At 72.4% G+C, this 24621-nt stretch carries 22 protein-coding genes; 17 read left to right on the top strand and 5 right to left on the bottom strand.

Annotated elements, in window-relative coordinates:
* Positions 1-53: 53 nt before the first annotated feature.
* The 3 genes from AB0I29_RS07020 to AB0I29_RS07010 all read left to right on the top strand — a co-directional run bounded on the left by AB0I29_RS07020 (position 54) and on the right by AB0I29_RS07010 (position 3637).
* Complete coding sequence (locus AB0I29_RS07020; protein ID WP_357479689.1) at positions 54-518, top strand: helix-turn-helix transcriptional regulator; 465 nt, start codon at positions 54-56, stop codon at positions 516-518.
* Positions 519-523: 5 nt separating this feature from the next.
* Positions 524-955, top strand: a complete 432-nt coding sequence (locus AB0I29_RS07015) for a VOC family protein (protein ID WP_285104758.1) — start codon at positions 524-526, stop codon at positions 953-955.
* 213 nt (positions 956-1168) lie between these two features.
* Complete coding sequence (locus tag AB0I29_RS07010) at positions 1169-3637, top strand: excinuclease ABC subunit UvrA (protein WP_357479684.1); 2469 nt, start codon at positions 1169-1171, stop codon at positions 3635-3637.
* A 23-nt stretch (positions 3638-3660) separates the two neighbouring features.
* Here the strand turns inward: AB0I29_RS07010 and AB0I29_RS07005 are convergent, their stop codons facing one another.
* A complete protein-coding gene (locus tag AB0I29_RS07005; RefSeq protein WP_285104754.1) occupies positions 3661-4350 on the bottom strand; it encodes a response regulator transcription factor in 690 nt (229 codons plus the stop codon).
* Between the two features lie 173 nt (positions 4351-4523).
* Here AB0I29_RS07005 and AB0I29_RS07000 point away from each other — a divergent pair, with 173 nt between their 5' ends.
* Both AB0I29_RS07000 and AB0I29_RS06995 read left to right on the top strand, forming a co-directional pair.
* On the top strand, positions 4524-5801 hold the full coding sequence (locus AB0I29_RS07000; RefSeq protein WP_285104753.1) for a histidine kinase: 1278 nt from the start codon (positions 4524-4526) through the stop codon (positions 5799-5801).
* Between the two features lie 62 nt (positions 5802-5863).
* Complete coding sequence (locus AB0I29_RS06995) at positions 5864-6946, top strand: acyl-CoA desaturase (RefSeq protein WP_357479680.1); 1083 nt, start codon at positions 5864-5866, stop codon at positions 6944-6946.
* A 37-nt stretch (positions 6947-6983) separates the two neighbouring features.
* Here AB0I29_RS06995 and AB0I29_RS06990 read toward each other — a convergent pair whose 3' ends face one another.
* Both AB0I29_RS06990 and AB0I29_RS06985 read right to left on the bottom strand, forming a co-directional pair.
* Positions 6984-7853 carry an NmrA family NAD(P)-binding protein gene (locus AB0I29_RS06990; RefSeq protein WP_357479677.1) on the bottom strand — a complete coding sequence of 290 codons (870 nt, stop codon included), beginning with the start codon at positions 7851-7853 and terminating at the stop codon, positions 6984-6986.
* Positions 7854-7885: 32 nt separating this feature from the next.
* Positions 7886-8794 (bottom strand): oxidoreductase, encoded by a 909-nt coding sequence (locus AB0I29_RS06985; protein ID WP_357479674.1) that lies wholly within the window; start codon positions 8792-8794, stop codon positions 7886-7888.
* A gap of 120 nt (positions 8795-8914) precedes the next feature.
* Between AB0I29_RS06985 and AB0I29_RS06980 the strand changes: the two genes are divergently transcribed.
* The 3 genes from AB0I29_RS06980 (at position 8915) to AB0I29_RS06970 (ending at position 10475) form a co-directional block, all read left to right on the top strand.
* Positions 8915-9574 (top strand): DNA-binding response regulator, encoded by a 660-nt coding sequence (locus tag AB0I29_RS06980; RefSeq protein WP_285104746.1) that lies wholly within the window; start codon positions 8915-8917, stop codon positions 9572-9574.
* 79 nt (positions 9575-9653) lie between these two features.
* Positions 9654-10073 carry an MmcQ/YjbR family DNA-binding protein gene (locus tag AB0I29_RS06975; RefSeq protein WP_357479670.1) on the top strand — a complete coding sequence of 140 codons (420 nt, stop codon included), beginning with the start codon at positions 9654-9656 and terminating at the stop codon, positions 10071-10073.
* A 9-nt stretch (positions 10074-10082) separates the two neighbouring features.
* A complete protein-coding gene (locus AB0I29_RS06970) occupies positions 10083-10475 on the top strand; it encodes a nuclear transport factor 2 family protein (RefSeq protein ID WP_357479668.1) in 393 nt (130 codons plus the stop codon).
* A gap of 18 nt (positions 10476-10493) precedes the next feature.
* Here the strand turns inward: AB0I29_RS06970 and AB0I29_RS06965 are convergent, their stop codons facing one another.
* Positions 10494-11378 (bottom strand): NAD(P)-dependent oxidoreductase, encoded by an 885-nt coding sequence (locus AB0I29_RS06965; RefSeq protein WP_357479665.1) that lies wholly within the window; start codon positions 11376-11378, stop codon positions 10494-10496.
* 991 nt (positions 11379-12369) lie between these two features.
* Here AB0I29_RS06965 and AB0I29_RS06960 point away from each other — a divergent pair.
* Entirely contained in the window at positions 12370-13008 is a 639-nt protein-coding gene (locus AB0I29_RS06960; RefSeq protein ID WP_357479662.1) for a TOPRIM nucleotidyl transferase/hydrolase domain-containing protein, read from the top strand.
* A gap of 83 nt (positions 13009-13091) precedes the next feature.
* Here the strand turns inward: AB0I29_RS06960 and AB0I29_RS06955 are convergent, their stop codons facing one another.
* Complete coding sequence (locus tag AB0I29_RS06955; protein ID WP_357479659.1) at positions 13092-14138, bottom strand: alcohol dehydrogenase catalytic domain-containing protein; 1047 nt, start codon at positions 14136-14138, stop codon at positions 13092-13094.
* A 246-nt stretch (positions 14139-14384) separates the two neighbouring features.
* On the opposite strand from AB0I29_RS06955, the gene AB0I29_RS06950 reads away from it, so the two are divergent.
* The 8 genes from AB0I29_RS06950 (at position 14385) to AB0I29_RS06915 (ending at position 24534) form a co-directional block, all read left to right on the top strand.
* A complete protein-coding gene (locus AB0I29_RS06950) occupies positions 14385-15416 on the top strand; it encodes a tyrosine-type recombinase/integrase (RefSeq protein ID WP_357479656.1) in 1032 nt (343 codons plus the stop codon).
* Positions 15417-15583: 167 nt separating this feature from the next.
* Positions 15584-15961, top strand: coding sequence for a response regulator (locus AB0I29_RS06945; RefSeq protein ID WP_285104734.1), 378 nt, complete (start codon positions 15584-15586; stop codon positions 15959-15961).
* A 61-nt stretch (positions 15962-16022) separates the two neighbouring features.
* Entirely contained in the window at positions 16023-18923 is a 2901-nt protein-coding gene (locus tag AB0I29_RS06940) for a response regulator (protein ID WP_357479651.1), read from the top strand.
* Positions 18920-19426 (top strand): pyruvoyl-dependent arginine decarboxylase, encoded by a 507-nt coding sequence (locus AB0I29_RS06935; RefSeq protein WP_285104730.1) that lies wholly within the window; start codon positions 18920-18922, stop codon positions 19424-19426. The genes AB0I29_RS06940 and AB0I29_RS06935 overlap by 4 nt, the downstream gene beginning before the upstream one ends.
* On the top strand, positions 19416-19958 hold the full coding sequence (locus tag AB0I29_RS06930) for a hypothetical protein (RefSeq protein ID WP_357479648.1): 543 nt from the start codon (positions 19416-19418) through the stop codon (positions 19956-19958). Before AB0I29_RS06935 ends, AB0I29_RS06930 begins: the two co-directional genes overlap by 11 nt.
* 97 nt (positions 19959-20055) lie before the next feature.
* Entirely contained in the window at positions 20056-21348 is a 1293-nt protein-coding gene (locus AB0I29_RS06925; protein ID WP_350224575.1) for a phospholipase D-like domain-containing protein, read from the top strand.
* A 103-nt stretch (positions 21349-21451) separates the two neighbouring features.
* A complete protein-coding gene (locus AB0I29_RS06920; RefSeq protein WP_357479645.1) occupies positions 21452-23932 on the top strand; it encodes a hypothetical protein in 2481 nt (826 codons plus the stop codon).
* Positions 23929-24534: a hypothetical protein gene (locus tag AB0I29_RS06915; protein WP_357479642.1), complete on the top strand. Its 606-nt coding sequence runs from the start codon at positions 23929-23931 to the stop codon at positions 24532-24534. Before AB0I29_RS06920 ends, AB0I29_RS06915 begins: the two co-directional genes overlap by 4 nt.
* Positions 24535-24621: the final 87 nt, after the last annotated feature.

The raw sequence follows: 24621 nt of genomic DNA, 5'->3' as shown, positions 1-24621 counted from the left end.
GCGGAGCGCTGTCGGCCGCGGGCAAGGCGGCACGACATGACAGCATCACGTGCGTGACGAACAACGCCGACGACGCCGAGCACCTGCGCACCCTCGCGCTCCTGCGCCGCGTCCGCGACCGCATGGACCGCGAGTACACCCAGCCCCTGGACGTCGCGGCGCTCGCGGCCGGGGTGCACATGTCGGCCGGGCACCTGTCGCGCCAGTTCAAGGCCGCCTACGGTGAGTCCCCGTACAGCTACCTGATGACCCGGCGGATCGAGCGCGCCATGATGCTCCTGCGCCGGGGCGACCTGAGCGTGACCGAGGTCTGCTTCGCGGTGGGCTGCTCGTCGCTGGGGACGTTCAGCACGCGGTTCACCGAGCTGGTCGGGGTGCCGCCGAGCGTGTACCGCGCCGACCCCGTGCTCGCGGGCGCGCAGGTCGACACCGCGGGCCTGCCGGCGTGTATCGCCAAGCAGGTGACCAGGCCCGTCAGGAATCGAGAAGCGCGACCCCCGGGTCGGGACCTAGCGTGACCGTCATGAGCACACAGACGAGCAAGAGCACGGGGCTGACGATCCACCAGACCTTCCTGCCGCACACCGACCCGGAGGCGTCCCTGGCGTTCTACCGGGACGCGCTGGGCTTCGAGGTCTTCCTCGACGTCGGGCAGGGTGACATGCGCTGGATCACGGTCGGCCCGGCGGACCAGCCGGACACCTCGATCGTGCTGACGCCGCCGGGGGCCGACCCGGGCGTCACCGAGGACGAGCGCCGCACGGTCGCCGAGATGATGGCCAAGGGCACCTACGCCGCCGTCATCCTGGGCGCCACCGACCTGGAGGCGACGTTCGAGCGGGTGCAGGCCAGCGGTGCGGAGGTCATGCAGGAGCCGGTCGACCAGCCGTACGGGTTCCGCGACTGCGCGTTCCGCGACCCGGCGGGCAACACCGTCCGCATCAAGCAGCTCTGAGCGGGCCGCCATGTGCGTCCCCGGGCTGGCGGCCTACCTCCGGGCGGCCGGGACCCACCTGTCCGACATCGAGCTGACTGACATCGAGCTGACTGACACGGACTTGACCGACACCGCGCCGACGAGCACCGCGCCGGCCGGCACCGGAGCATCCGAGGGACCCCGGCCCGTGCTGGTGTCCGCCTCAGGTACCACTGCCACGGAAGGCCGAGCATGAACACGGCGAGCACTGCCACCAGCACCACCGCCCGCACCGGTACGGACGCACCGTCGTCCGGTGCCCACCCGGCGGACACCCACGACCTGATCCGGGTGCACGGCGCGCGGGAGAACAACCTGCGGGACGTGGACCTGGAGATCCCCAAGCGCCGGCTGACGGTGTTCACCGGGGTCTCGGGCTCGGGCAAGAGCTCGCTGGTGTTCGCGACCATCGCCGCCGAGTCCCAGCGGATGATCAACGAGACCTACAGCGCGTTCGTGCAGGGCCTCATGCCGTCGCTGTCGCGGCCGGACGTGGACCTCCTGGAGGGGCTGACGACGGCGATCGTCGTGGGCCAGGAGCGGCTGGGCGCCAACCCGCGATCCACGCTCGGCACGGTGACCGACACCAACGCGCTGCTGCGGCTGCTGTTCAGCCGCCTGGGTACGCCGTCGGCCGGACCGGCGGTCGCGTACTCGTTCAACATCCCGGCCCGTACGGCGAGCGGGGTGATGACGTCGTCCACGGGCGAGAAGCAGATCGTGCGCGAGGCGACGTACCACGGCGGGATGTGCCCGCGCTGCGAGGGCCGGGGCACAGTCTCGGACATCGACCTGAGCGAGCTCGTCGACGAGGACAAGTCGCTCAACGAGGGCGCGATCACCGTGCCCGGGTACAAGGCGGGCGGCTGGTCGGTGCGGTTCTTCACGGAGTCGGGGTACCTCGACGGTGACAAGCCGGTCCGCGACTACAACGAGACCGAGCGGCACGACTTCCTGTACCGGGACGCGACCAAGCGCAAGATCGGCGGCGCCAACCTGACCTACGAGGGCCTGGTCCCGCAGGTGCGGCGCTCGATGCTCGCCAAGGACCGCGACGCGCTGCAGCCGCACCTGCGCGCCTTCGTGGACCGGGCGGTCACGTTCATCACCTGCCCCGACTGCGGCGGCACCCGCCTGGCCGAGGCCGCGCTGGCGTCGAAGATCAAGGGCGTCAACATCGCCGACGCGTGCGCCATGCAGATCGGCGACCTGGCCGACTGGGTGCGCGGCCTGGACGAGCCGTCCGTCGCGCCGCTGCTGGGCAACCTGCAGCACCTGCTGGACAAGTTCGTCGAGATCGGGCTGGGCTACCTGTCGCTGGACCGGCCCTCGGGCACGCTGTCCGGCGGCGAGGCGCAGCGCACCAAGCTGATCAGCCACCTCGGCTCGGCGCTCACGGACATCACCTACGTGTTCGACGAGCCCACGATCGGCCTGCACCCGCACGACATCCAGCGGATGAACGACCTGCTGCTCCAGCTGCGGGACAAGGGCAACACCGTGCTGGTCGTGGAGCACAAGCCGGAGACGATCACGATCGCCGACCACGTCGTCGACCTCGGGCCGGGCGCGGGCAGCGCGGGTGGCACCGTGTGCTTCGAGGGCAGCGTCGAGGAGCTGCTCTCCAGCGGCACGCTGACCGGCCGGCACCTGGAGGACCGGGCCTCGCTCAAGGAGTCCCCGCGCGCCGCCACGGGCGCCCTGGAGATCCGCGGCGCGAACACCCACAACCTGCGCGACGTCGACGTCGACGTGCCGCTGGGCGTGCTGTGCGTCGTGACCGGTGTCGCGGGGTCGGGCAAGAGCTCCCTGATCCACGGCAGCCTCGCGGGTCGCGACGGCGTGGTCGTGGTGGACCAGGCCGCGATCAAGGGCTCGCGCCGGTCAAACCCCGCCACGTACACCGGGCTGCTGGAGCCGATCCGCAAGGCGTTCGCCAAGGCCAACGGCGTCAAGCCCGCGCTGTTCAGCGCCAACTCCGAGGGCGCGTGCCCCACCTGCAACGGTGCGGGCGTGGTCTACACCCAGCTCGGCTTCATGGACACCGTGGCCACCACGTGCGAGGAGTGCGAGGGCAAGCGGTTCCAGGCGGCGGTGCTGGAGTACAAGCTGGGCGGCTCGGGCGACGGCCCTGACGGCGACGGCGGGACCGACGGCGGGAAGGACATCGCCGAGGTGCTGGCGATGTCGGTGGCCGAGGCCGAGGAGTTCTTCGGGTCCGGTTCCGCTCGGACGCCGGCGGCGCACAAGATCCTGGAGCGCCTGTCCGACGTCGGGCTGGGGTACCTGAAGATCGGCCAGCCCCTGACCACGCTGTCCGGGGGTGAGCGGCAGCGCCTCAAGCTCGCCACGTACCTGGGCGAGGACGGCGGCGTCTACGTGCTGGACGAGCCCACGGCGGGCCTGCACCTGGCCGACGTCGAGAACCTCCTGGCCCTGCTGGACCGCCTGGTCGCGTCGGGCAAGTCCGTCGTGGTCATCGAGCACCACCAGGCCGTCATGGCGCACGCCGACTGGATCATCGACCTGGGCCCGGGCGCGGGGCACGACGGCGGCCGGGTCGTCTTCGAGGGCACGCCCACCGACCTGGTGGCCCGGGCCAAGGCCGGTGAGCCGACCCTGACCGGTCAGCACCTCGCCGAGTACGTCCGCACCTCCTGACACGCGTACCTCCTGACACGCCCTCAGCGGCCGGCGCGCACCAGGCCGGACTCGTAGGCGCAGACCACCATCTGCGTCCGGTCGCGCAGGGCGAGCTTGTTCAGGATGCGCGAGACGTGCGTCTTGACCGTCTGCTCGGCGAGGTGCAGCTCGGTCGCGATCTCGGCGTTGGACCGTCCGGCGGCCACGGCCTTCATGACGTCGAGCTCACGGTCGGTCAGCCCGCCCAGGGTGGCCGCCACCGAGGCGGGCGTGGCCGGGCGCGCGGCGTAGTCCGCGATCAGGGCCCGGGTGATCCTGGGGGACAGGAGCGCCTCGCCGGCCGCCACGATCCGGACGGCGTGGGTGAGCTCCTCGGGCGGCGAGTCCTTAAGCAGGAACCCGCTCGCGCCCGCGCGCAGCGCCGAGAACACGTACTCGTCGGCGTCGAACGTGGTCAGCATGATCACCTTGGGCGGGGTGCCGGGCATCGCCAGGATCGTGCGGGCGGCGTCCAGGCCGTTGACCTTGGGCATGCGGATGTCCATCAGCACCACGTCGGGCTGCACCCGCCGCACGACGTCGCCGATCCCGGCGCCGTCGTCGCTCGTGCCGACCACCGTGATCCCCTCGTGCGCGTTCAGGAGGGCCTCGAACCCGGCGCGGATCATCGACTGGTCGTCGACGATGAGCACCCGGATGTCGCGCCCGGCGACGTCGGGAGGTGGTGGCATGGGGACAACCTAACCGGAAGGCCGACCACGACCCGAAAGCGCGGCCCGAAAGCGTTGCCCGAAAGCGTTGCCCGGATGGCGGGAGACACGGGGTGGCGGACACCCGAAAGTATGACGCCGGGTCCGTCGTACGGGTGACGCGCCGCGGGGCACGACCGCATAGCCTGCGGGTGATGGATCACCCACCCGAGACGCCGCCGCGGCCGCGTTCCCTCAACCGGCTGCGCTCGCTGACCCGCCTGGACGTCAGCGCGGCCTCGATCGCCCGGCGCGAGGTCGTGTGGCTGTGGTCGCTGGTGTCGATCGCGGCCGTCACGCTGGTCGCCGTCGGCTGGCCCGTGACCGCGTCCGGGTACGGCACCCACCCGGCAGCCGCCATGGCCTTCACGCTGGTCAACTGCGCCGCCGCGATCCTGGCGGTGCGGTGGCCGTGGGCCGGGCTCGGCGCCTCGGTCGCGGGCGCCCTGCCCCTGATGATCGTCACCGCCGGCGCCGGCCCCGAGTGGCCCTGGCCGTGGCCGGTCACGGTGCTGCTCGCACACTGCCTGACGGTGTTCGTGCTGGCCTTGCGCCACTCCTGGTACTGGGCGGCCTCCCTGTGGTCGGCCGGGGCGATGCTGACCGTGTGGGCGCCCGCGGTCCTCGACGACGGCGGGCACCCGTCGGCCTTCGCGAACGGCGTCGTGCTGGTCTCCCTGAGCGGCGGCTTCGCGCTGGTCGGTGTGATCGTGCGGCTGTGGAGCCTGAGCGTGCTGCGCATGGAGCAGGCCGAGCGGCTCAGCGCCGCCGAGAAGAGCCGGCGCCGGGAGCTGGAGGAACGCAACCGGATCGCGCGCGAGCTGCACGACGTCGTCGCGCACAGCATGTCGGTCATCACCGTCCAGGCGTCCACGGCCCGCTACCGGCAGCCCGGCCTCGACGAGGCGGTGCAGCGTGAGTTCGAGGAGATCGCCTCCTCCTCCCGGCGTGCGCTGGGGGAGATGCGCGGGCTGCTCGGCATCCTGCGCGGCCACGACACGGCGCCCACCGCGCCCCTGCCGGGCCTGTCCGACGTCACGGGGCTGGTCGAGTCCACCCGCGCCTCCGGCGTGGCGATCACCTACGACGCCGACGACCCGGAGGCACAGGCCGGCACGGAGGTGCCCGAGGTCGTCGGGCTCACCGCGTTCCGCGTGGTCCAGGAGGCGCTGAGCAACGCCCTGCGGCACGCCCCGGGCTCCGCGATCGCCGTGACCATCACCGGCGACGGGCACAAGCTGCGGGTCGCCGTCACCAACACGCCCCCCGACCGCGACGACGAGCCCACCCCGGGCGCCCGCCTGGGCCTGGCCGGTATCCGCGAGCGCGTCGCGGCGCTCGGCGGCACGGTCACGGCCGGCCCCACGCTCGACGGCGGCTTCGAGCTCACCGCGACCCTGCCCGTCGAGGACCCTGACCCACTACCTGCGTAGGGGGTGAGATTGGCTCCTGCGGGGGACGCGCGGTGCACGACCGTGTTCCTAGGTTGACGCCCATGACGACCGAAGCCCCGCCCCGCCCGGCCCGCCAACGACGCACGGCCCGCAACGCGCAGACCAACGACTACTTCGAGCTCGTCGAACGCGCCAACGCCGCGGGCCTGATGGGACGTCGCGTCGGCTGGTACGTCGGCCGCACCCTCGCGTTCACGGCGGCCCTCGCGGTCGCGTTCGTGCTGCTGCTCACCCTGGGCGACACGTGGTGGCAGCTCGCGGTGGCGGCGCTGTTCGGCGTCGTGTTCACCCAGGGTGCCTTCCTCGCCCACGACGGCGGCCACCAGCAGATCTTCAGCTCCGGGCGGCGCAACGAGTGGTTCTCCCGGATCATCGGCAACCTCGGCGTCGGGCTCAGCATCGGCTGGTGGAACCGCAAGCACAACAAGCACCACGGCAACCCCAACGTGATCGGCAAGGACGGCGACATCGCCACGGGAGCGCTCGTGTTCGTACCGGGGGAGGAGGCCGGGCGCACCGGGTTCCTCGGCTGGGTCACCCGGCGGCAAGGCTGGCTGTTCTTCCCGATGCTGGCGCTGTTCGGCCCGGTGCTCCACGCGAACTCGGTCCAGACGCTCGCCACGACCCCGGCGATCAAGCACCGCGCGGCGGAGAGCGTGCTCCTGGGCATCCGGCTCATCGGGTTCCCCACCCTCGTGCTGCTCACCCTCGGCCCGGTGCTCGGCACGGCCTTCATGCTGGTCCAGCTCGCCACCTTCGGCGTGTACATGGGCGCCACCTTCGCCCCCAACCACAAGGGCATGCCGCTGCTGCCCAAGGACCTCGAGATCGACTTCCTGCGCCGCCAGGTCCTCACCTCGCGCAACATCCGCGGCGGACGGTTCGTCGCATGGGCCATGGGCGGCCTGAACTACCAGGTCGAGCACCACGTCTTCCCGCGGATGCCCAGCGTCAACCTCCGCCAGGTCCGCCCCATCGTGCAGGAGTTCTGCGCCGAGCGCGGCATCCCCTACACCGAGACCGGGCTGTTCGAGTCGTACGGGATCATCGTCGAGTACCTCAACCGCGTCGGCCTCGGCCACGCCGACCCCATGGACTGCCCGATCGTCGCGCAGTACCGGTAGCCCGTCGGACAGGTAGCGCCGGGTGGTGCGGACCGGCTCAGGCGGTCGCGCGGACGACGTCGTCCACCGACAACGGCGCCCGGCCCGTGAGCCGCAGCACCTCGTGCGACACCCCGCCCCAGCGGTCCTCACGGATCGAGGCGAACATGCTGCAGTACGCGTACGTCCACCACGGGTCCTCGCCGGCCCTGGCCAGCTCCTCGGCCAGGGCCGGCGGCGGCACGTCGGTGTACCGCACCGGCCGCCCCGCGATCCCGCTCAGCACCTGGGCCACGCCCTCCAGGGTCGACGACGCCGGCCCGGTCAGGTCATGGTGTCGCCCGCTCGGCGGCAGCAGCGCCAGCGCCGCCAGGCAGCGTCCGACGTCCGACCGCGAGACCAGCGACACCCGACCGCCCCCGGCGGGGACCCGCAGCTCACCCGAACGCAGCGCCGGACGCAGGAACGCCGCGAAGAACTCCGTGAACAACGACGCCCGAGCGAACGAGAACGGCAGCCCGCTGCCCTCCAGCAGCCGCTCCGTCCACCCGTTGGTGAACGCGTAGCAGAACGGCGAGACCAGGTCGGCGTCCACCCCGCTCAGGTACACCACGTGCCCCACCCCGGCGTCGACGGCGGCCCGCACCACGTTCCGGTGCTGCACCATCATCCGGGCGGCCTCACCGTCCCCGGACACGAACACCAGCACGTCGACCCCGCCCAGCGCCGCCACCAGTGACCCCGGCTCGTCGTAGTCCGCACGCACCGCGGTCACCACGCCCGACCGCCGCACCCGCTCGGTCAACCTCGCCGGCACCACCTCCGGACGACGCGCCAGCGCCACGACATGGTGCCCGGCGCTCGCGGCCAGGAGATTGACGACCTGACTGCCGAGCGTGCCGGTCGAGCCGGTGACCGCGATCCTCACGGCGGTCACGCTACCCGGCCCCAGGTGCCGGACTAGGCGATCCCGTCCAGCACCGCCAGCTCCTCCCCGGTGAGCCGCAGGGCGCTCGCGGCGACGTTCTCCTCCAGGTGCGCCACGCTGCCCGTGCCGGGGATCGCCAGGACGTGCGGGCCGCGGTGCAGGGTCCAGGCCAGCCGGACCTGCGCCGGGGTGGCACCGTGCGCCGCGGCGACCGCCTCGACCTCTGCCCGGCCCGTGTCGTCGTGGCCACCCGCCGGCGAGGCACCCGGGACTGCCGCCCCGACGGCGAAGAACGGCACGAACGCGATGCCGCGCTCGCCGCAGAGGGTGACCAGGTCGTCGTCCTCCCGGTGCGTGAGGCCGTACTGGTTCTGCACGCACACCACCGGCGCGATGGTCAGCGCCTCGGCGAGCTGCTCGGCCAGGACGTTGGAGACGCCGAGGTGCCGGATCAGACCCGCCTCGCGCAGCTCCGCGAGGGCACCGAAATGCTCCGCGACCGACTCGACCGCGCGTCCCTCGCCCGCCATCCGCGTGCCCCAGCGCAGGTTCACGACGTCGAGGTGGTCGCGGCCGAGCTGGCGCAGGTTCTCCTCGACCTGGCCACGGAGCTGGTCGGGGCGCGCCATGGGCTCCATCTGCCCGTCACGCGACCGGGCGGGGCCCACCTTCGTGGTGATCACCAGGTCGTCGCCGTAGGGCTGCAGGGCAGTGCTGATCAGCTCGTTCGCCGAGCGGGTGGGCGTGAAGTAGAACGCGGCGGTGTCGATGTGGTTCACGCCGAGCTCCACGGCCCGGCGCAGCACGGCGAGCGCCGAGCCGCGTTCGCGGGGCTTCTCGTCCCAGGGCATGCCCATCAGCCGCATGGCGCCCAGCCCGATGCGGTTGACCGTGCGGTCGCCGAGCTGCCAGGTGGTGGGGGCGGTCGTCTCAGTGGTCATCTCTGTGCTCATGGAGCCAGCCTCACGCCGCGCCCACCCGATCCCGCGGCGATGGCAGGTTGTTGCCGCTCCGGCGTCCGCGCCTGGTGCGGTGCCGCGCCGCCAGGCATGATCGACGTCATGCAGACGGGCGAGGTGGTCACCATCGTGCACGGCGAGCGCGAGCTCATGGAGCGCACCGCGCACCTGATGGCCTCCGCCACCGACGTCGCCTGCGCAGCCAACGACCTCGCCACCTGGGCCAGGGCGCAGGCATCGGGCGAGCTCGCCGAGGCGATGAGGATCCGCCGACCCGGCGACGTCCGCATCCGCAAGGTGTACCGCTCCGCGCTGCTGCTGGACCCCGTCGCCGCCCAGGGCCTGGCCCGGGACCGCGACCGCCACGGCGCGCAGGTCCGCATCACGAGCGACGAGATCAACGAGACGATCATCCTCGACCGCCGCCTCGTCGTCCTCGCCGGCGACGTCCGCGCCGGGCAGCGCAGCTACAGCGTGATCACCCAGCGCGAGACCGTCCAGGGCGTCACGTCCCTGTTCGAGGCCGCATGGCGGTCCGCCACCGAGCTGGACGTCTACGACAACCGGATCGCCGAGATCCGCCAGCTCGCACCCCAGGTCCTGGACCTGCTCAGCCAGGGGGTCAAGGACGAGACCGCCGCCCGCACGCTCGGACTGGGCGTACGCACCTACCGCCGCCGCGTCGCCGAGCTCATGGACGCCCTCGGCGCCGGGTCCCGCTTCCAGGCCGGGGTCCGCGCCCGGGAGCTCGGGCTCGTCTGACACCCGCCCGTCACCGACACCCGCCGCCACTGACACCGCCCTGGCGGGCGTGTCAGTGGCAGGTGCAAGACTCACGCACGTGACCGAACGCGCACCCGTCCCCGTCGACGTCGTCCAGCGGCTCGCCGCGATCCTCGAACGCCTGCCCGAGTGCCACGAGCACGACGCCTGGACGGGCGTCGCCTGGAAGACCAGGGACGCCACCGTCGCCCACGTGTTCGGCGGCGAGGACGGCCTGGTCCGGATCACCCTGCGCGCCGAGCCCGACGAGGTCGCGGCATTCCAGCACCTCGGCCCGCAGTACTTCAAGGCCGACTGGGGCAGCAACGTCGTCGGCCTGATCCTCGACCAGCACACCGACTGGGACGAGCTCACCGAGCTGCTCACCGACTCCTACTGCATCCAGGCCCCACAGCACCTCGCCGACCAGATCGACCGACCCGTACCCCAGCCCACGAACCCGGACCTACCCCAGGCCTCGACCGCACCTGCTGAGTAACCTCGACAGATGACCCGACGCACCACGGTCGAGACGTGGATCCGCGACTACGAACGGCTCTGGCGCACGGCCGGCACCGACGGCCTCGCCGACCTCTTCACCCAGGACGCCACCTACCAGCCCTCACCCTGGGCACCACCCGTCGTCGGGCTCCCGGCGCTCGCGGAGTTCTGGGAGAGCCACCGCGACGGGCCGGACGAGGAGTTCACGCTGACGGCACAGGTGATCGCCGTCGACGGGCCCACGGCGGTGGTCCGGGTGAACGTGGAGTACCTGGAGCCGGGGGACCGCTGGCGGGACCTGTGGATCCTGGAGCTCGACGACGACGGGCGGTGCAGCGCCTTCGAGGAATGGCCGTTCGCGCCGGGTCAGGACAGCGGGTCCGGTCAGGACGGCCAGTAGCGGCCGTCGGCAGTCCCGTCAGTAGCCGCGGTCCCGGGCGACCGCCGACTCCGGACGCGCACCTGCCCGGATCGCGGTCAGCGCCGCGTCCAGGCCGGCCACGACGTCGGACGGCAGGGTGAGCCCGGAGACATGGGGCGTGATCGTGACGTCGGGCCGCCGCCACAGGGGCGACGACGCCTCCAGCGGCTCCCGCTCGACGACGTCCAGGGTGGCGTGCCGTACCCGGCCGGAGTCGAGTGCGTCCAGGAGCGTGGCGGTGCGGACGGCAGAGCCGCGGCCGATGTTGACCAGGTGCACCCGCTCGAAGGCCCGCAGCAGCCTGGGCGTGATCAGGCCGTCGGTCTGCGGGGTGTGGGGGAGTGCGAGCACCAGGACGTCCGCCTGCGCGGTGTCGAACACCTGTTCGGTGGGCGACGGCGCGCGGGATGTCGTGGGTTCGGGTGATGTCGCGTCGAACGCCTGGGCGAGGGGGAGTACCGCGTCGAAGGCGCGGGCGGGGCGGCCGGTCCGGCTCAGGCCGACGACGCGGTACCCGAGGGTCGCCAGCGTCCCGGCGATCGCCGCGCCCATGGCGCCGGTGCCCACCACGACGGCTGTGCGACGGTCGGGCGACGCGGGTGGCTTCGACGCGTCCCAGGTCGCCGTCGTCGACTGCGCGAGGTAGCGGGCCACCTGCCAGCGTTCGGCGAGGACCAGGTCAGCACGTACTCGGCGATCCGCCCGGGCATGGTGCCGGTGGTGCGGGTCAGGAGCACGTCGTCCGGCAACGCCGGCGCCAGGTGCTCGACGCCCGCGAAGGGGGAGTGGACCCAGGCAGCGTTCACCACCTGGCCCGGATCCGTCGTGATCGCGGGGGTCGCGTCCCCGTCGGTGACCTCCAGCCCGTGCGAGCGCGCCCATGCGGTGAGCGCGTCGCGCCAGCCCGGGTCGACGTCGTCACCGAGGCGCACGGTGGGACGACAGCGGAGCGTGTCGGCCAGGTCAGGGACGACGGATTGAGAGGTCACCCGGCGATTGTGCCGGTACGGGCAGCCTGGCCGTCGTGGGAACGGTGCCGTCCTGAGAATCGTGGCCCGTGCCGCCGAGGGCTTCGTTATGTCAGCGGGCCTGGTGAACGCCAGGTTCTGGTGCGCGCCACGTACGGGCATCGTCCATGAGCTCGCCGATCAGCGGCGCCTTGCCGGACGGGTGCGACCAGGCGGCCGGCCAGCACGGGCTCGAGCGCGACCCGCCGGGTGTCGAACTCACGCCGCCAGCGGGGGTCGTGAGGCTGGATGACGATGGGATCCTGGCGCACCGACACAGTTGGGCACGGCGCACAAGTTGCCGCCGAGATCGGTGCATGTGCTGAGATCCAGGACCTACCGTGCCAGATCCTCGCTAGATCCGATAATGTACATTATGTCATTTCGGCGCGGAGGCAGCCTGGAACCCACACCCCCAGGCGCGGCGCATCGAGGCACCGGCCGGCCGAACGCGACCACCAGCCTCTGAGGCGGCCCACCGAGCCGCCCGTGGCCAGCCCCTCCCTTCGAGGCCCGACTTTCTTCGCTTTGAGCCCCGTCAAAGCGAAGAAAGTCGGGCCTCGAAGGTGATCGGGCGACGAGATCAGCGACGAGATCAGCAACCGCACCGCGTGCGACCGGCGGTCGGCGGTCGGCGGCGCGTCGATCTCCGATGGGACGTCTCACGCCCAAGCAGAACGCTTCGTCGGCAGGTTCCTCAGCCCGCCCAAGGCAGCCCCGCCCCCACCGGCATCCGACGCGCAAGAAACTTAAAGCACTGTGTATAGCGCAACACAACTGTCTTCACACATCAACGAAGATCAACACGGTAGCACCCCGGGAATTCAGCGGCGATCCCCCGCGGCCGAGGCATACGCTCCGAGACGATGAACCTTGCCGGGATACTCGCCGCCTCCACGAGCACCGCCGTGCTCGTGGAGGGCGAGAGCGACCGGGTCGCCGTCGAGACCCTCGCCGCACGGCTGAGCCTCCCCCTCGCCGGCCTCGGCGTGCAGGTCGTCGCCATGGGCGGGATCACCAACATCGTCCACCACCTGGTCGCACTGTCCGGTGAGCACCCGGCGCGCGAGCACGCGGCCGGCCCGCCGGACGTCAGCCCACCCGACACAGATCGCACCGTGCGGGTGGGCGGCCTGTACGACGCCGCCGAGGAGCGCTTCGTGATCAAGGGACTGGACCGCGTCGGCCTCCGCCCTGAGGTCGCGACCACTCCCCTGTCCGAGCACGGCTTCTTCCGGTGCGACCGGGACCTCGAGGACGAGCTCATGCGGGCGGTCGGCACCGACGGCTTCCTGGCCCTGATCGAGGCGGAAGGCGAGCTGCGCAGCTTCGAGCGGCTCCGTGGGCAGCCCGCACAGCGCGAGCGCACCACCACCCAGCAGCTGCACCGGTTCATCGGCTCCAAGGGCGGCCGCAAGGAACGCTACGGCCGCCGCCTCGCCGAGACGCTCCCCCTGGACCGGGTGCCGGCCCCGCTCGACGCGCTGCTGCGCTGGGCCACCTGAGCCGGAGCCGCCTGACGGAGCCCCGCCAGTTGGACGAGCCGCTTGGACGAGCCACGCCAGCCCGCGAGCCGCGAGCGCCCCGGTCACGCCCGCCGTGGGTCGAGCACCACCATCCCGGCACGGGGTGCGGAGTCCATCGTCGGCACGAGTGCGGCCGCCTCGGCCATGCCGACGACGCGGTCCAGGAGGTCCTGGGGCCGTAGCGCGCCGGAGGCGACGAGGTCGAGCATCTCCGGGTAGTCGACGGCGGCCATGCCGTGGCTGCCGAGCACGTCGAGCTCCCAGCCGATCACCCGCCCCATCGGTACGCGGGGGCCGCCGTCGACGGGCGGGAAGAGCCCGACCTGGACGTGGCGGCCGCGTCGGCGCAGGCTCAGGATCGCGTCGGCGCAGGTCTGCTCGCTGCCGACGGCGTCGACCGCGACGTGGGCGCCGCCGTCGGTCATCTGGTGGACGACGGCGGGGACGTCGAGGCCGTCGGCCAGCACGGTGTGTTCGGCCCCGGCGCGGCGGGCGGCGTCCAGGGCCCCTGCGGAGCGGTCGACGGCGATGACGTGCGCACCGCGGGCCACCGCGATCATGACGGCGCTGAGCCCGACACCGCCCGCGCCGACGACCACCACCCACTCCCCTGCGCGGACCTGTGCGCGCCCGGCCACGGCCCGGTAGGCGGTGGCGAACCGGCAGCCGAGGCTCGCGGCCGCCTCGAACGTGACGTCCTCGGGGATGGCGACGAGGTTGGCGTCGGCCGCGTTGAGCACGACGAGCTCGGCGTACGACCCCCAGTGCGTGAAGCCGGGCTGGGTCTGGTCGGGGCAGACCTGGGCCTGGCCGGTGCGGCACCACTCGCAGGTGCCGCAGCCGCTGACGAACGGCACGGTGACGCGGTCGCCCTCGCGCCACCGGGTGACGCCGGCGCCCACCTGGGCGACGGTGCCCGCGAGCTCGTGGCCCGGGACGTGCGGCAGGGCGGGGATGTCGGGGTCGTGGCCGGCCCAGGCGTGCCAGTCGCTCAGGCACAGACCGGTGGCGTGGACGCGGACGACGACGCCGCCGTCGGGGGCCGTCACGTCGGGGACCTCTCGGACGGAGGTGGGGCCCTGGAACTCGTCGAAGAGGATCGCTCGCACGAGCGGATTCAACCACGCGGGGCTGACACGCGACCCGCGACGCCCACGCTCCCGTCAGCCTCCATCGTGGTGGGGCCGTGCGCCGTGGTGCTGGTGGTGACGCGCCGCCGCGGCCTCGTGAGGACCGCGGGTCGTGGGGCCTGCTCGGGTCCAGGCCGCGCCGGCTGGCGGCGGTGGTCCCGTCGCAGGTCAGCGGCATATTCCGGCATATCGGGAGTGTCAGTGGTCCCGCTTAGGGTGGCGGTCATGGTCGCTCCTCCGCGCCTCGAGCGCATCACCGTCGACGAAGCCGCCCGCCGCTACCTGGCGGCGGTCGAGGTCGAGACGATCCGCGGTGTCCTGTCCCCCGCCACGGCGCGCAGCTACACGCGTGACGTGACGGAGTTCGGGCGCCTGACGGGCCGCGAGCGGATCCTCGACGACGTCACGGGTGCCGACGTCGACTCCGTGCTGGTGCGGTACCAGTCCGCGCCCGACGCCCGGTACACCGACCCGGACCGCAAGGCCGGGCCCGGGCGCAGCACCGCGACCGTCAACCGGTTCCGGCAGTCGGTCACCCGGTTCTTCGCCTACGCCGCACGGGAGTGCTGGGTGCAGGCCGACCCCATGCAGTGGGCGGCGCCGCCCGCCAAGGTGCGCGGCACCCTGCGCACCGCCCGCACGGCCCTGTCCGCGAGCGCCGCGCGCAGCCTGCTGGCCACCGGCCCGGCGGAGACGCCCGCGCGGACCGACCAGGACCTCGCGCTGCGGGACCGGCTCGTGGTGGCGCTCCTGCTGGTCCTGGGGCCGCGCGTGTCGGAGCTGGCCCGCACGGACGTCGACGACGTCGCGCGGGAGCCCGAACGCACGACCTGGCGCATCCGCGGCAAGGGTGGCAACACCCGCACGGTGACCCTGTCCCCGCCGCTGGCGCGCGCCCTGGAGGACTACCTGACGCGCCTGCGGCCCACCCTGGCCGCCAAGCGCCCCCACGACGACGACGCGCAGCGTGCGCTCCTGCTGTCGTGGCGCGGACGGCGCATCGACACCCAGGCCATCCGTGCGCTGCTGGCCCGTGCCGTGAGGCGCATGCCGGCGCCCTACCAGCGCGAGGCCACACCGCACGCCCTGCGGCACACCACCGCGACCCTGCTCGTGGCGGACGGGTGGGACGTGAAGGTGGTCGCCGAGCTGCTCGGGCACGCGTCGATCGCCACCACCGGCGTCTACCTCGACCGCATCGAGGGCGAGCTCGCCGCCGCGATCCGGTCGCATCCCCTGGCGGCCGCCATCGAATGAGGCACGGCACCCTTCCCCGACGCGGTGGTGGGCCGTCATCTGCCCTTCGGCGGAGCGCGGGCACTCACCACCCGTGGCACGATGAGAGCCCGCGAGAAGGACGAACGGCACATGGTGAGGACACTCGGTCCGACGGCATCCGGCACGGCCGCCACGGCGGTCGGGCGTTGAACCGCCGGATACTGGTCGTCGACGACGACGAGGCGATCCGGGACGTCGTGCGTACCGGCCTCGAGGCGGTCGCGGGGTGGTCGGTGCGTGTCGCCTCCAACGGGGCGCAGGCCATCACCCTGTGCAGCGCGGACCCGCCGGACGCCGTCCTGCTGGACGTCATGATGCCCACCATGGACGGACCGACCACGTTCGCCCGGCTGCAGGACGACCCCCGCACGCGCAGCGTCCCCGTGATCCTGCTGACCGCCAAGGTCCAGCCCGTGGAGCGGCGGCAGTACGAGGACCTCGGCGTCGCCGGGGTGCTGGCCAAGCCGTTCGACCCGCTCACGCTGCCCGACCAGATCGCAGACCTCCTCGGCTGGCGCCGCTGACCCGGTCGTCGGGCACCACGCTGATCTGCGGGTTCGGCCTGGGTGAATTACTCTCTGGCACATGGTGTCGCAGCGCGGTGCTGCGCAGTCACGAGACAGGTTTCTGCGCTGGTGCTGGGTCTCCGGCACCGCAGTGGTGCTGCTCGTCCTCGCTCTCCTGAGCCCTCTGGACCAGGCGACGCGCGAGCAGATCTCCATGGTGGCGATCGCCGGCGCCGGTGTCGCCGCGGCCCTCAGCTGCGCGCAGCGCGCGACCCGGTCCACGGGCCGGCGTCGGCGCGCCTGGTTCCTGCTGTCCCTCGGCGCGGTCGTCGGCCTGGCCGGCAACGTCTACTCGGGGCTGGTCGGCGACCCCGAGACCGGCGACGCCGCCTACATCGCGGCCCTGCTGCTCGGCGTCGTCGGCCTCTCGCTCTTCCCCGCCGTCCGCCCGCGCGGCCAGGAGCTCGTCCGCATGCTGCTGGACAGCGTCGTGGTCGGCGGCTCCGTGCTCTACATCGCGCTGTTCGCCCTCGCCCTGCAGGCGGACACACCGCAGGCCGAGCCCGCGCTGACCGCCTACGCGCTCCCCGTGGTCGACGCGCTGCTCGCCACCCTCGCCGTCCAGGTCATGACCCGCTCGAACACCGCGGAACGCGTACCGCTCGTGCTCGTCGGCGGCGGGTTCGTGCTCTACGCCGTCGCCGACGTCGCCTTCGCGCTCCTGTCCGCCGCGGGCGGCTTCACCTTCGGCAGCCCCGTCGACGCCGCCTGGGCCGGCGGCTACATCGCCATCGCGCTCGCCGCCCGCCACCCCGCCGCGTCCGGCAGCCCGGTCGCGGGCCGCGCCGACGCCGGCACGCCCGTGCTCGGCACCGTCGTGACGTTCTGCCTGTTCCTCGCCGCGGCCCTCGTCCGCGTCGTCCAGACCGGCAACCAGGCACTGCCCGCGGTCGCCAACGCACTCTGGGTCGCCGTGCTCGTCGCGGTCGTCGCACGCCAGATCCTCGTCGTCGTGGACAACGAGTCACTGCGCCACGGCCTCGAACGACGCGTCCGGGAACGCACCACCCAGCTGCGCTCCCTCGCGAGCGAACGAGAACGCACCCTCGAGTCCGTCGCCGACGGCATCTACGGCGTCGACCCGGACGGCCACGTCACCTTCGTCAACACCGCCGCCGCCTACACCCTCGGGGCCTCCGCGGGCGACCTGGTGGGACGCGACGCCCACGCCACCTTCCACGCACCGGCCGACGACGGCAGCCCGCTGCCCGCCGAGGGCTGCTACATCACCGAGGCCCTGCGCGACGGCATCACGGTCACCGCCGAGCAGGACGTCTACCTCCGCCCCGACGGCAAGAAGGTCCCCGTCGAGGTCACTGCCAGCCCACTGCGCGACGACAAGGCCATCCGCGGCGCCGTCGTCGTCTTCCGCGACGTCACCGAACGCCGCGAGATGGAACGGATCAAGGACGAGTTCGTGTCCGTCGTCAGCCACGAGCTGCGCACCCCGCTCACCGCCATCCGCGGCGCGCTCTCCCTGCTGGACAGCGACGCCCTGGACGACTCGCCCGAACAGGCCGCGCGCATGGTCCGCGTCGCGCTCACCAGCAGCGAACGCCTCGGCCGCCTCGTCGACGACATCCTGGACACCGAACGCCTCGAAGCCGGCACCACCCAGCTCGAGATGGCCGACCACCCCGTCGACGCCCTGGTCGCCGCCGCCGTCGAACAGGTCGCCGTCCTCGCCGACGACGCCGGGATCACGCTCGAACCCATCACCTCCCCCGAGATCGTCCGGGCCGACCCCGAACGCATCGTGCAGACACTGACCAACCTGCTCGGCAACGCCGTCCGGTTCTCCCCGCCCGACAGCACCGTCCGCGTGACCGCCGCCCCCGTCGGCGACCTCGTCGAGATCCGCGTGGACGACGAAGGCCGCGGCATCCCGCCCGACAAGCTCGAAGCCGTCTTCCGGCGCTTCGAGCAGGTCGACGCGTCCGACACCCGCGAACGCGGCGGCTCAGGACTCGGCCTGACCATCGCCCGCAGCATCGTCGAACGCCACGGCGGCCGGCTCTGGGCCGTCAGCCAGGGCGAGGGCACCGGCTCCAGCTTCCGGTTCACCCTGCGGCGCGCCACCCCCCGCCCCGCCCAGGCACCCGGACGAACACCCGACGACGCCGCCACCCGCGTCATCGTCGTCGACGACGACCAGTACGTCGTCGACGTCCTGCGCACCGTCCTCGAGGAACGCGGGTACGACGTCATCGGCCTCACCGACGGACGCGCGGCGCTCGCCGCCGTCGAGGCCGAGCACCCCGCCGCGATCGTCCTCGACCTCGCGATGCCCGGCACCAGCGGCGCCGAGGTCCTCAGCCGGCTGCGCCAGTCCGCCGCCACCGCCGACGTCCCTGTCGTCGTCCTGTCCGGCACCCGCCCCCACGACGCCCTGGAGACCGCGGCGCTCGCGGACGACTGGCTCGTCAAGCCCGTGGACCCCGACCGCATCGTGGAGACCGTCCGGGACGTCATCCGGCGCCAGCCGCACCACAGCCGGGTCCTGCTGGTCGAGGACCACGAGGAGCTGCGGACCGTCGTGGCGACCGTCCTGCGCAACGCCGGTCTGGTGGTGACGACCGCGAGCTCCGTGGACGCGGCGCGCGACGCCCTGAGCCAGGGCGCCGACCCGGACCTCGTCGTGCTCGACCTCACGCTGCCCGACGGCAGCGGGCGCGAGCTCGTGGCCGACCTGCGCCGGGACGGACGCCTGCGGCGCGTGCCGCTGGTGGTCTACACGGGCGCGGAGGTCAGCCGGACCGACCGGGCGGACCTCCGCCTGGGCCGCACCGTCTTCCTGACCAAGGGCCGTGCGGCACCCGACGCCGTGCTGCGCTCGGTGCTCGATCTCCTGGACGTCGCGGCGGGCCGGGCCGGCGACGTCGGCCGGCCCGGACAGAACCCCTCGGTGAGGAACACATGACGCAACCCCTGACGATCCGCGTGAGCGCGGGCAGCGGATCGGGGCGCACACCCCTGGCCGCGTTCGACGCCGCCCTGGCGGCAGCGGGCGTGAGCGACTTCAACCTCGTGCGGCTCAGCTCGATCGTCCCGCCCGGCAGCCGGGTCGTGGAGGTCGAGGGCCCCGCGCAGCTGCGCGGCGACCACGGCGACCTCCTGTACTGCGTGTACGCGAGGGCGCACGCGTCGCTGCCGGGGCACGAGGCCTGGGCCGGGGTCGCGTGGTCGCGGCGCGACGACGGCACCGGTGCGGGCCTGTTCGTCGAGCACGAGGGCCCGTCGCACGAGCAGGTCTCGGCCGACCTCACGCACAGTCTGGAGGACCTCTCGGCGACGCGCGGCGGCCGGTACCGCGCCGAGGGCCGCCGGGTCACGGGCATCACCTGCGTCACGCTGCCCGTGTGCGCGGTCGTGGTCGCGACGTTCCGGCGCACCGGGTGGCAGGAGACCGACGGTGAGCGCTGACGTCACCTTCGAACGGGTCGTGGAGGGCGACGACGCCGAGCGCTTCTGGAACCTCTACCTCGACGCCTTCGAGCCGCTGCGCACCCGGGCCGCTGCCCGCCACGTGCTGTACCGGGAGGAGTTCGACGCGGAGATGGCCGACCCGCGCGTGACCAAGCTCCTCGTACGCGACGACCAGGGGGACGCGGTCGGGCTGACGACGCTCGCGACGGACCTCGCCGCGGTGCCCTGGGTCAGTCCCGAGTTCTTCGCCGCCCGCTACCCCGAGCACGCCGCGCGCGGCGCGCTGTGGTACATCGGGTTCACGCTCGCGCACCCCGGGCGGCGCGCGACGCGCACATTCATGGACATGATCGACGCCCTCGTCGGCCACCTCGCAAAGCACCGGGTCGTGTGCGCCTACGACGTGTCGCGGTTCAACGACGACTCGCTGCGGTTCGCCGACAACCTGCGCCGCCACCTCGAGCGCACGCAGGACGTCACCGTCGAGACCGTGGACCGCCAGTCGTACTACGCGACGACGTTCCACTGACCCGTACGCCACCCGCGCGACGCTTCCGCGGCACCCGGCGGGGTCATCCCGTTCGATATCCCAGGTCCGAGCAGGTGAGACCGGGTACCGTGAGCGGGTGGCCTCACGTAAGATCCCCGGCAACCTTCCGAAGCTCACGCTGGACATCCCGTCCGACTTCATGCAGCGTGCCCGCTCGCTCGCGACCCGCGCGGCGATCGTCGCGGCCGCCGTCCCGGTAGGCGCGGCCGTCGCGCTGACCGTGACCGACATGGTCCGACGGCGCATCCACCCGCTCACGTCGAAGTTCCCCACGGAGAAGCCGCTCACCGAGAACATCGACGAGACGGCCACCACGGTCTACACCTACGGGGCCGACCTGTACGAGGCGATGCTCGACGCCGTCCGCGGGGCCCGCAAGTCCGTGATGCTGGAGTCGTACATCTGGAAGAACGACGAGGTGGGGCAGCAGTTCAAGCAGGAGCTGATCGACGCCGCCGCCCGCGGCGTCGACGTCTACGTCATCGTCGACGGCTTCGCCAACCTGGTGGTGCCCTACTCGTTCTTCCGCTTCCCGCCCAGCGTGCACATGCTGCGCTTCCCCGCGCTGCGCCCCGGCATGGCCTACCTCAACGTCCGCAAGTCCGGGCGTGACCACCGCAAGATCCTCGTGGTCGACGACGAGATCGGGTTCGTCGGCGGGTACAACATCGGCTCCCTGTACGCCACGCAGTGGCGCGACACCCACGTACGGCTGGAGGGCCCGTCGGTGTGGGAGCTGCGCAACGCGTTCGTCGACTTCTGGAACCGGCACCGCAAGCCACGCCACCCCATCCTGGCCGACATCGGCTCCGGCACCTGGCTGCCGCACCTGAAGGCCGCACGCAACGCGCCGTCCGAGCTCGTGTTCCCGATCCGCGGGATCTACCTCGACGCGATCGACCGCGCCACGCACCACGTCTACATCACCCAGGCCTACTTCATCCCGGACCACGACATCCACGCCGCGCTGCTCGCCGCGGCCGCCCGCGGCGTCGACGTCCGGGTCCTGGTGCCGCACCGCTCCAACCACGTCGTGGCCGACTGGCTCGCCCGCGGCCAGTACGCCTCCCTGCTGCGCGGCGGCGTGCGGATCTTCCTGTACCAGGGCGCCATGGTGCACGCCAAGACCGCCACCATCGACGGCCGCTGGACCACCATCGGCACCGCGAACATCGACCGCCTCAGCCTCACCGGCAACTACGAGGTCAACCTCGAGATCGTCGACCCGGGCCTCGCCTCCCGCATGGAGGACGTGTTCGCGATGGACCTGTCCAACGCGCAGGAGCTGACCCTCGCCCAGTGGGAGGAGCGGGGCGCGGTGGCCAAGATCGGCGAGTACCTGCTGATCCCGCTGCGACCCCTGCTGTAACGCAGTACCCCGCCGCGACAGACCCGCCAGCCCTCGCCCAGGACGCCCGGCACCGATAGCGTGCTCCCGACGTGCACGGGGCGGGTGGACGAGGGGTTGCGGCATGGGGGCAGGGCCGGGCGTGCTGCGCGCTGCGTCTCGTGCACCTTCACGGCGTGAGGCCGCGCAGCACGAACAGGCGCGGGAGTGGTGGCAGCACCTCGCCGAGCGCCGGTCCCGCTGGCTGACGGCGCACCCCCGCCTCGCCCGCACCTGGGCGGTGACCCGCACGGTCGCCCTGGCCGGGTCGCTCCTGTGGCTCGCCGGACTGTGGCTGTTCCTGCCCGAGCTGCGGTCGGGCCTGCGCGCCTACCTCGGCTGCCTCTGGGTCGTCGTCGCCTGGTTCGCCCTGTCCCGCACCACGTCCCTGACCTGGTCCGGGTACCTGGGCTTCTTCACCGCCTGCGTCCCCTGGTCCGTCGGCATCGGCGCCCTGACCACCACGCTCGCCACCCAGGTCGCCCGGCTCGACGTGCTCGGGGTGTCCGAGGCCGGCGCCGAGATCGCCATCGCGGGCATCGTCGAAGAGGTCGGCAAGCTCGTCCCCGTCGTCGTCCTGACCCTGCTCGCACCACGCCGCGCCGCCCGGTTCGCCACCATCGACTGGCTCCTGCTCGGCCTCGCGTCCGGCACCGCGTTCCTCGCCGTCGAGGAGAGCCTGCGCCGCACCGCGCTCGCCACCGGCAACGCCGGCCTCGGCGGCTTCCTCCAGACGTCACCCACCGACGTCGTCCTCCCGCCCGGCTACGTCACCTTCGGCCTCCCGCCGATCCCCAGCACCATGAACGCCGACGGCGACCTCCTGGCACCCACGACCGCCGCCGAGTTCGGCGGCCACGCCATCATCACCGCCCTGGTCACCGCCCTGTTCGGACTGGCGCTCGCAGCCTGGCAGGCCCGGCGACGCCTGACCGGGATCTGCCTCGGCGTCCTGCCGGTGGTGGCCCTGTGGTCCGCGATCGCCGACCACGCGATGTACAACGCGGGCCAGGACCTGTTCAGCGCCCTGCCCGGCGACGACGGCACCCCCGCCTGGCTCGACCCGGACACCACGACCATCCCGTGGTGGCTCCGCGTGCCCTGGTCGCTCCTGGGCCACGGGCACGGACGGGTCGCGGTCTTCCTCACCCTGGTCGTCCTGTGCCTCCTGGTCGACGCCGCCCGGCTCGCCACCCGTCCCGCCGCAGGTCTCACCGGACGCCCCGCACCAGGCTGGGTCACCCGGCCCGCCCCGACGGCGCCCGCGGCCGTCCAGGTGGTGCTCGGCGCCGTCACGGCGCTGGTCTGGGTCGTGGTGCGGGACCTGGGGCTGGCGCTCGCGGGCTTCGCTCGGCAGCCTGTGCAGGAGCCTCTCGCGCCGGCAGGCGGCGTACCGGGCGCCCCGGAGCCGCGCCGTGTCACCGCGGCCCGGGGTGCCGCGCTCGTCTCCGGTCAGCGGGCGCTGCGTGAGCTCGCCTACGAGCACGCCTCCGCGCGCACCCATCCCTGGGCGCGCAGGCTGGCCGCCGCCGTCGTCCTCGCCGGGCTGGGCTGGCTCGTGTTCGCCGCGGCGCCCGCCACCGCCCGCGAGATCGGGACCACGACCAACGACGTCTTCGACCTCGGACCCGGCCCCGGAGAGCTGCCCAGCGACCTGCCGACGTTCGATCCGGACGACTTCCCGTCCCTGGACCCGGACTTCGAGTTCCCGAGCCTCGACCCCACCACCGACCCCACCACCGAGCCGGACGCCGCTCCGGACGCCGCTCCGGACGCCGTCCCCGACAGCGGCGACTGGCTCGCCGGTGTCCTCGACTCCCTGGCCGACTGGTGGCACGACCAGCCCTTGGTCACCCAGCTCGCCATCGGTGCGGGCATCGCTGCCCTGGTGGTCCTGTCCGGCGGGTCCCTCGGCCTGGCCCTCGGTGTCTCCGGTGTCCTGACCTGGGGCCTGGACAAGTCCGCGGGCATCGCGACGTTCGTCCGGAACCCCAACCAGGCCACCCGCGACTACTTCGCCACGGCGACACCGGCCCAGCTCGCCGCCGACACCGCCGGCGTCGCCCTGACGTTCCTGCCGGGCAACTTCGCGGGCGCCGCCACGGGCCGCATCCTGCGCACCACGGCCGACGACCTGTTGACGAACCCTTCGGCATGGTGGGCCGCCCGGCGGCAACGTTTCGCGGCTGCCGCCGCCGACGAGCGCGGCTCGATCAACATCGAGCATCTGCTCACCAAGAACGCGGCTGCTCGCGACGCGGACGACATCCCGGGCCTTGCAGCCCTGATCGGGGACTCGCGAACCTATGTCGACCTCACCAGGGGCGGCTCGATCCGTAATATCGGCACCAGCGCGTCGCACGCTGAGTTCACCGACACACTGACGAATCAGGGCTGGATCTCCCGGACCTCGGCAGACGGCAAGGTGCAGATTCTCCAGAAGGACGATTCCAAGTACGTCCTACGACGGAAGAACTCCAGCAACTACCCGGGATGGACTGCCGACTTCACGCCTGCTGGATCGAGCAAGCACACCATTGAGATCCGATTGGGGTACACCGGATGAACGACGCCACGACAACTCCGCGGAACGACCGCGAATACGAGCAGATCCTCGACGAGGTTCGTGCGCTCATCGACGTCGAACGCCGGCTACCCGCGTGGCCCTTCCGAAACACCCCGGGGAACATCGACATCTGTCAGTACGGCCACGCCGTCGAAGGACCGTTCGGACCTGTCCTTCAAGCCCTGGCCGACGCGTACGGCGACGCCTCCATCACTGTCGCCGCCCTCGACCCGAGCGGCGCGTACTACCACAAGCACTACGGCGCCTACGGCGCTTTCCGGATTGCCGCGCATGTCGTCGGCGCGTCGTACTACGACGCGGTCGCCTTCGAACCGCAGGGGGATCCGACGGGCGCACTGACCTTCACGACTGACGTCCTCACCATCGTCGGAAGCTCAGGCCGCTGGTCGGTATGGGCGGAACGGTCCTGGGACCTGGCGCTCATCGCATCGGATCAAGAAAACGGCCCGTGGCTGGCGTGCGGCGTTCCTTTCGTCCCGGCCGAAACCGCCCTCGCCGACTTCACAGAGCCTGACTTCAAGACACCACTGACGACGGAGGAGCGCGACGAGTTCCTCCGGAACCTCCGGAATTCCGTATAGCCGCGGTTACCGGACCACGCCGGACAGGCATGATGTATGCAGGACAAGGGCCGCTCCGCACGGCCGATGCTGTGAGTAGACGTTGTC

Source organism: Promicromonospora sp. NPDC050262, assembly GCF_040655935.1.
Classification (GTDB): Bacteria; Actinomycetota; Actinomycetes; order Actinomycetales; family Cellulomonadaceae; genus Promicromonospora.
The sequence above is the reverse complement of the archived record's forward strand: the minus strand, read 5'-3'. Positions and strand labels throughout refer to the sequence as shown.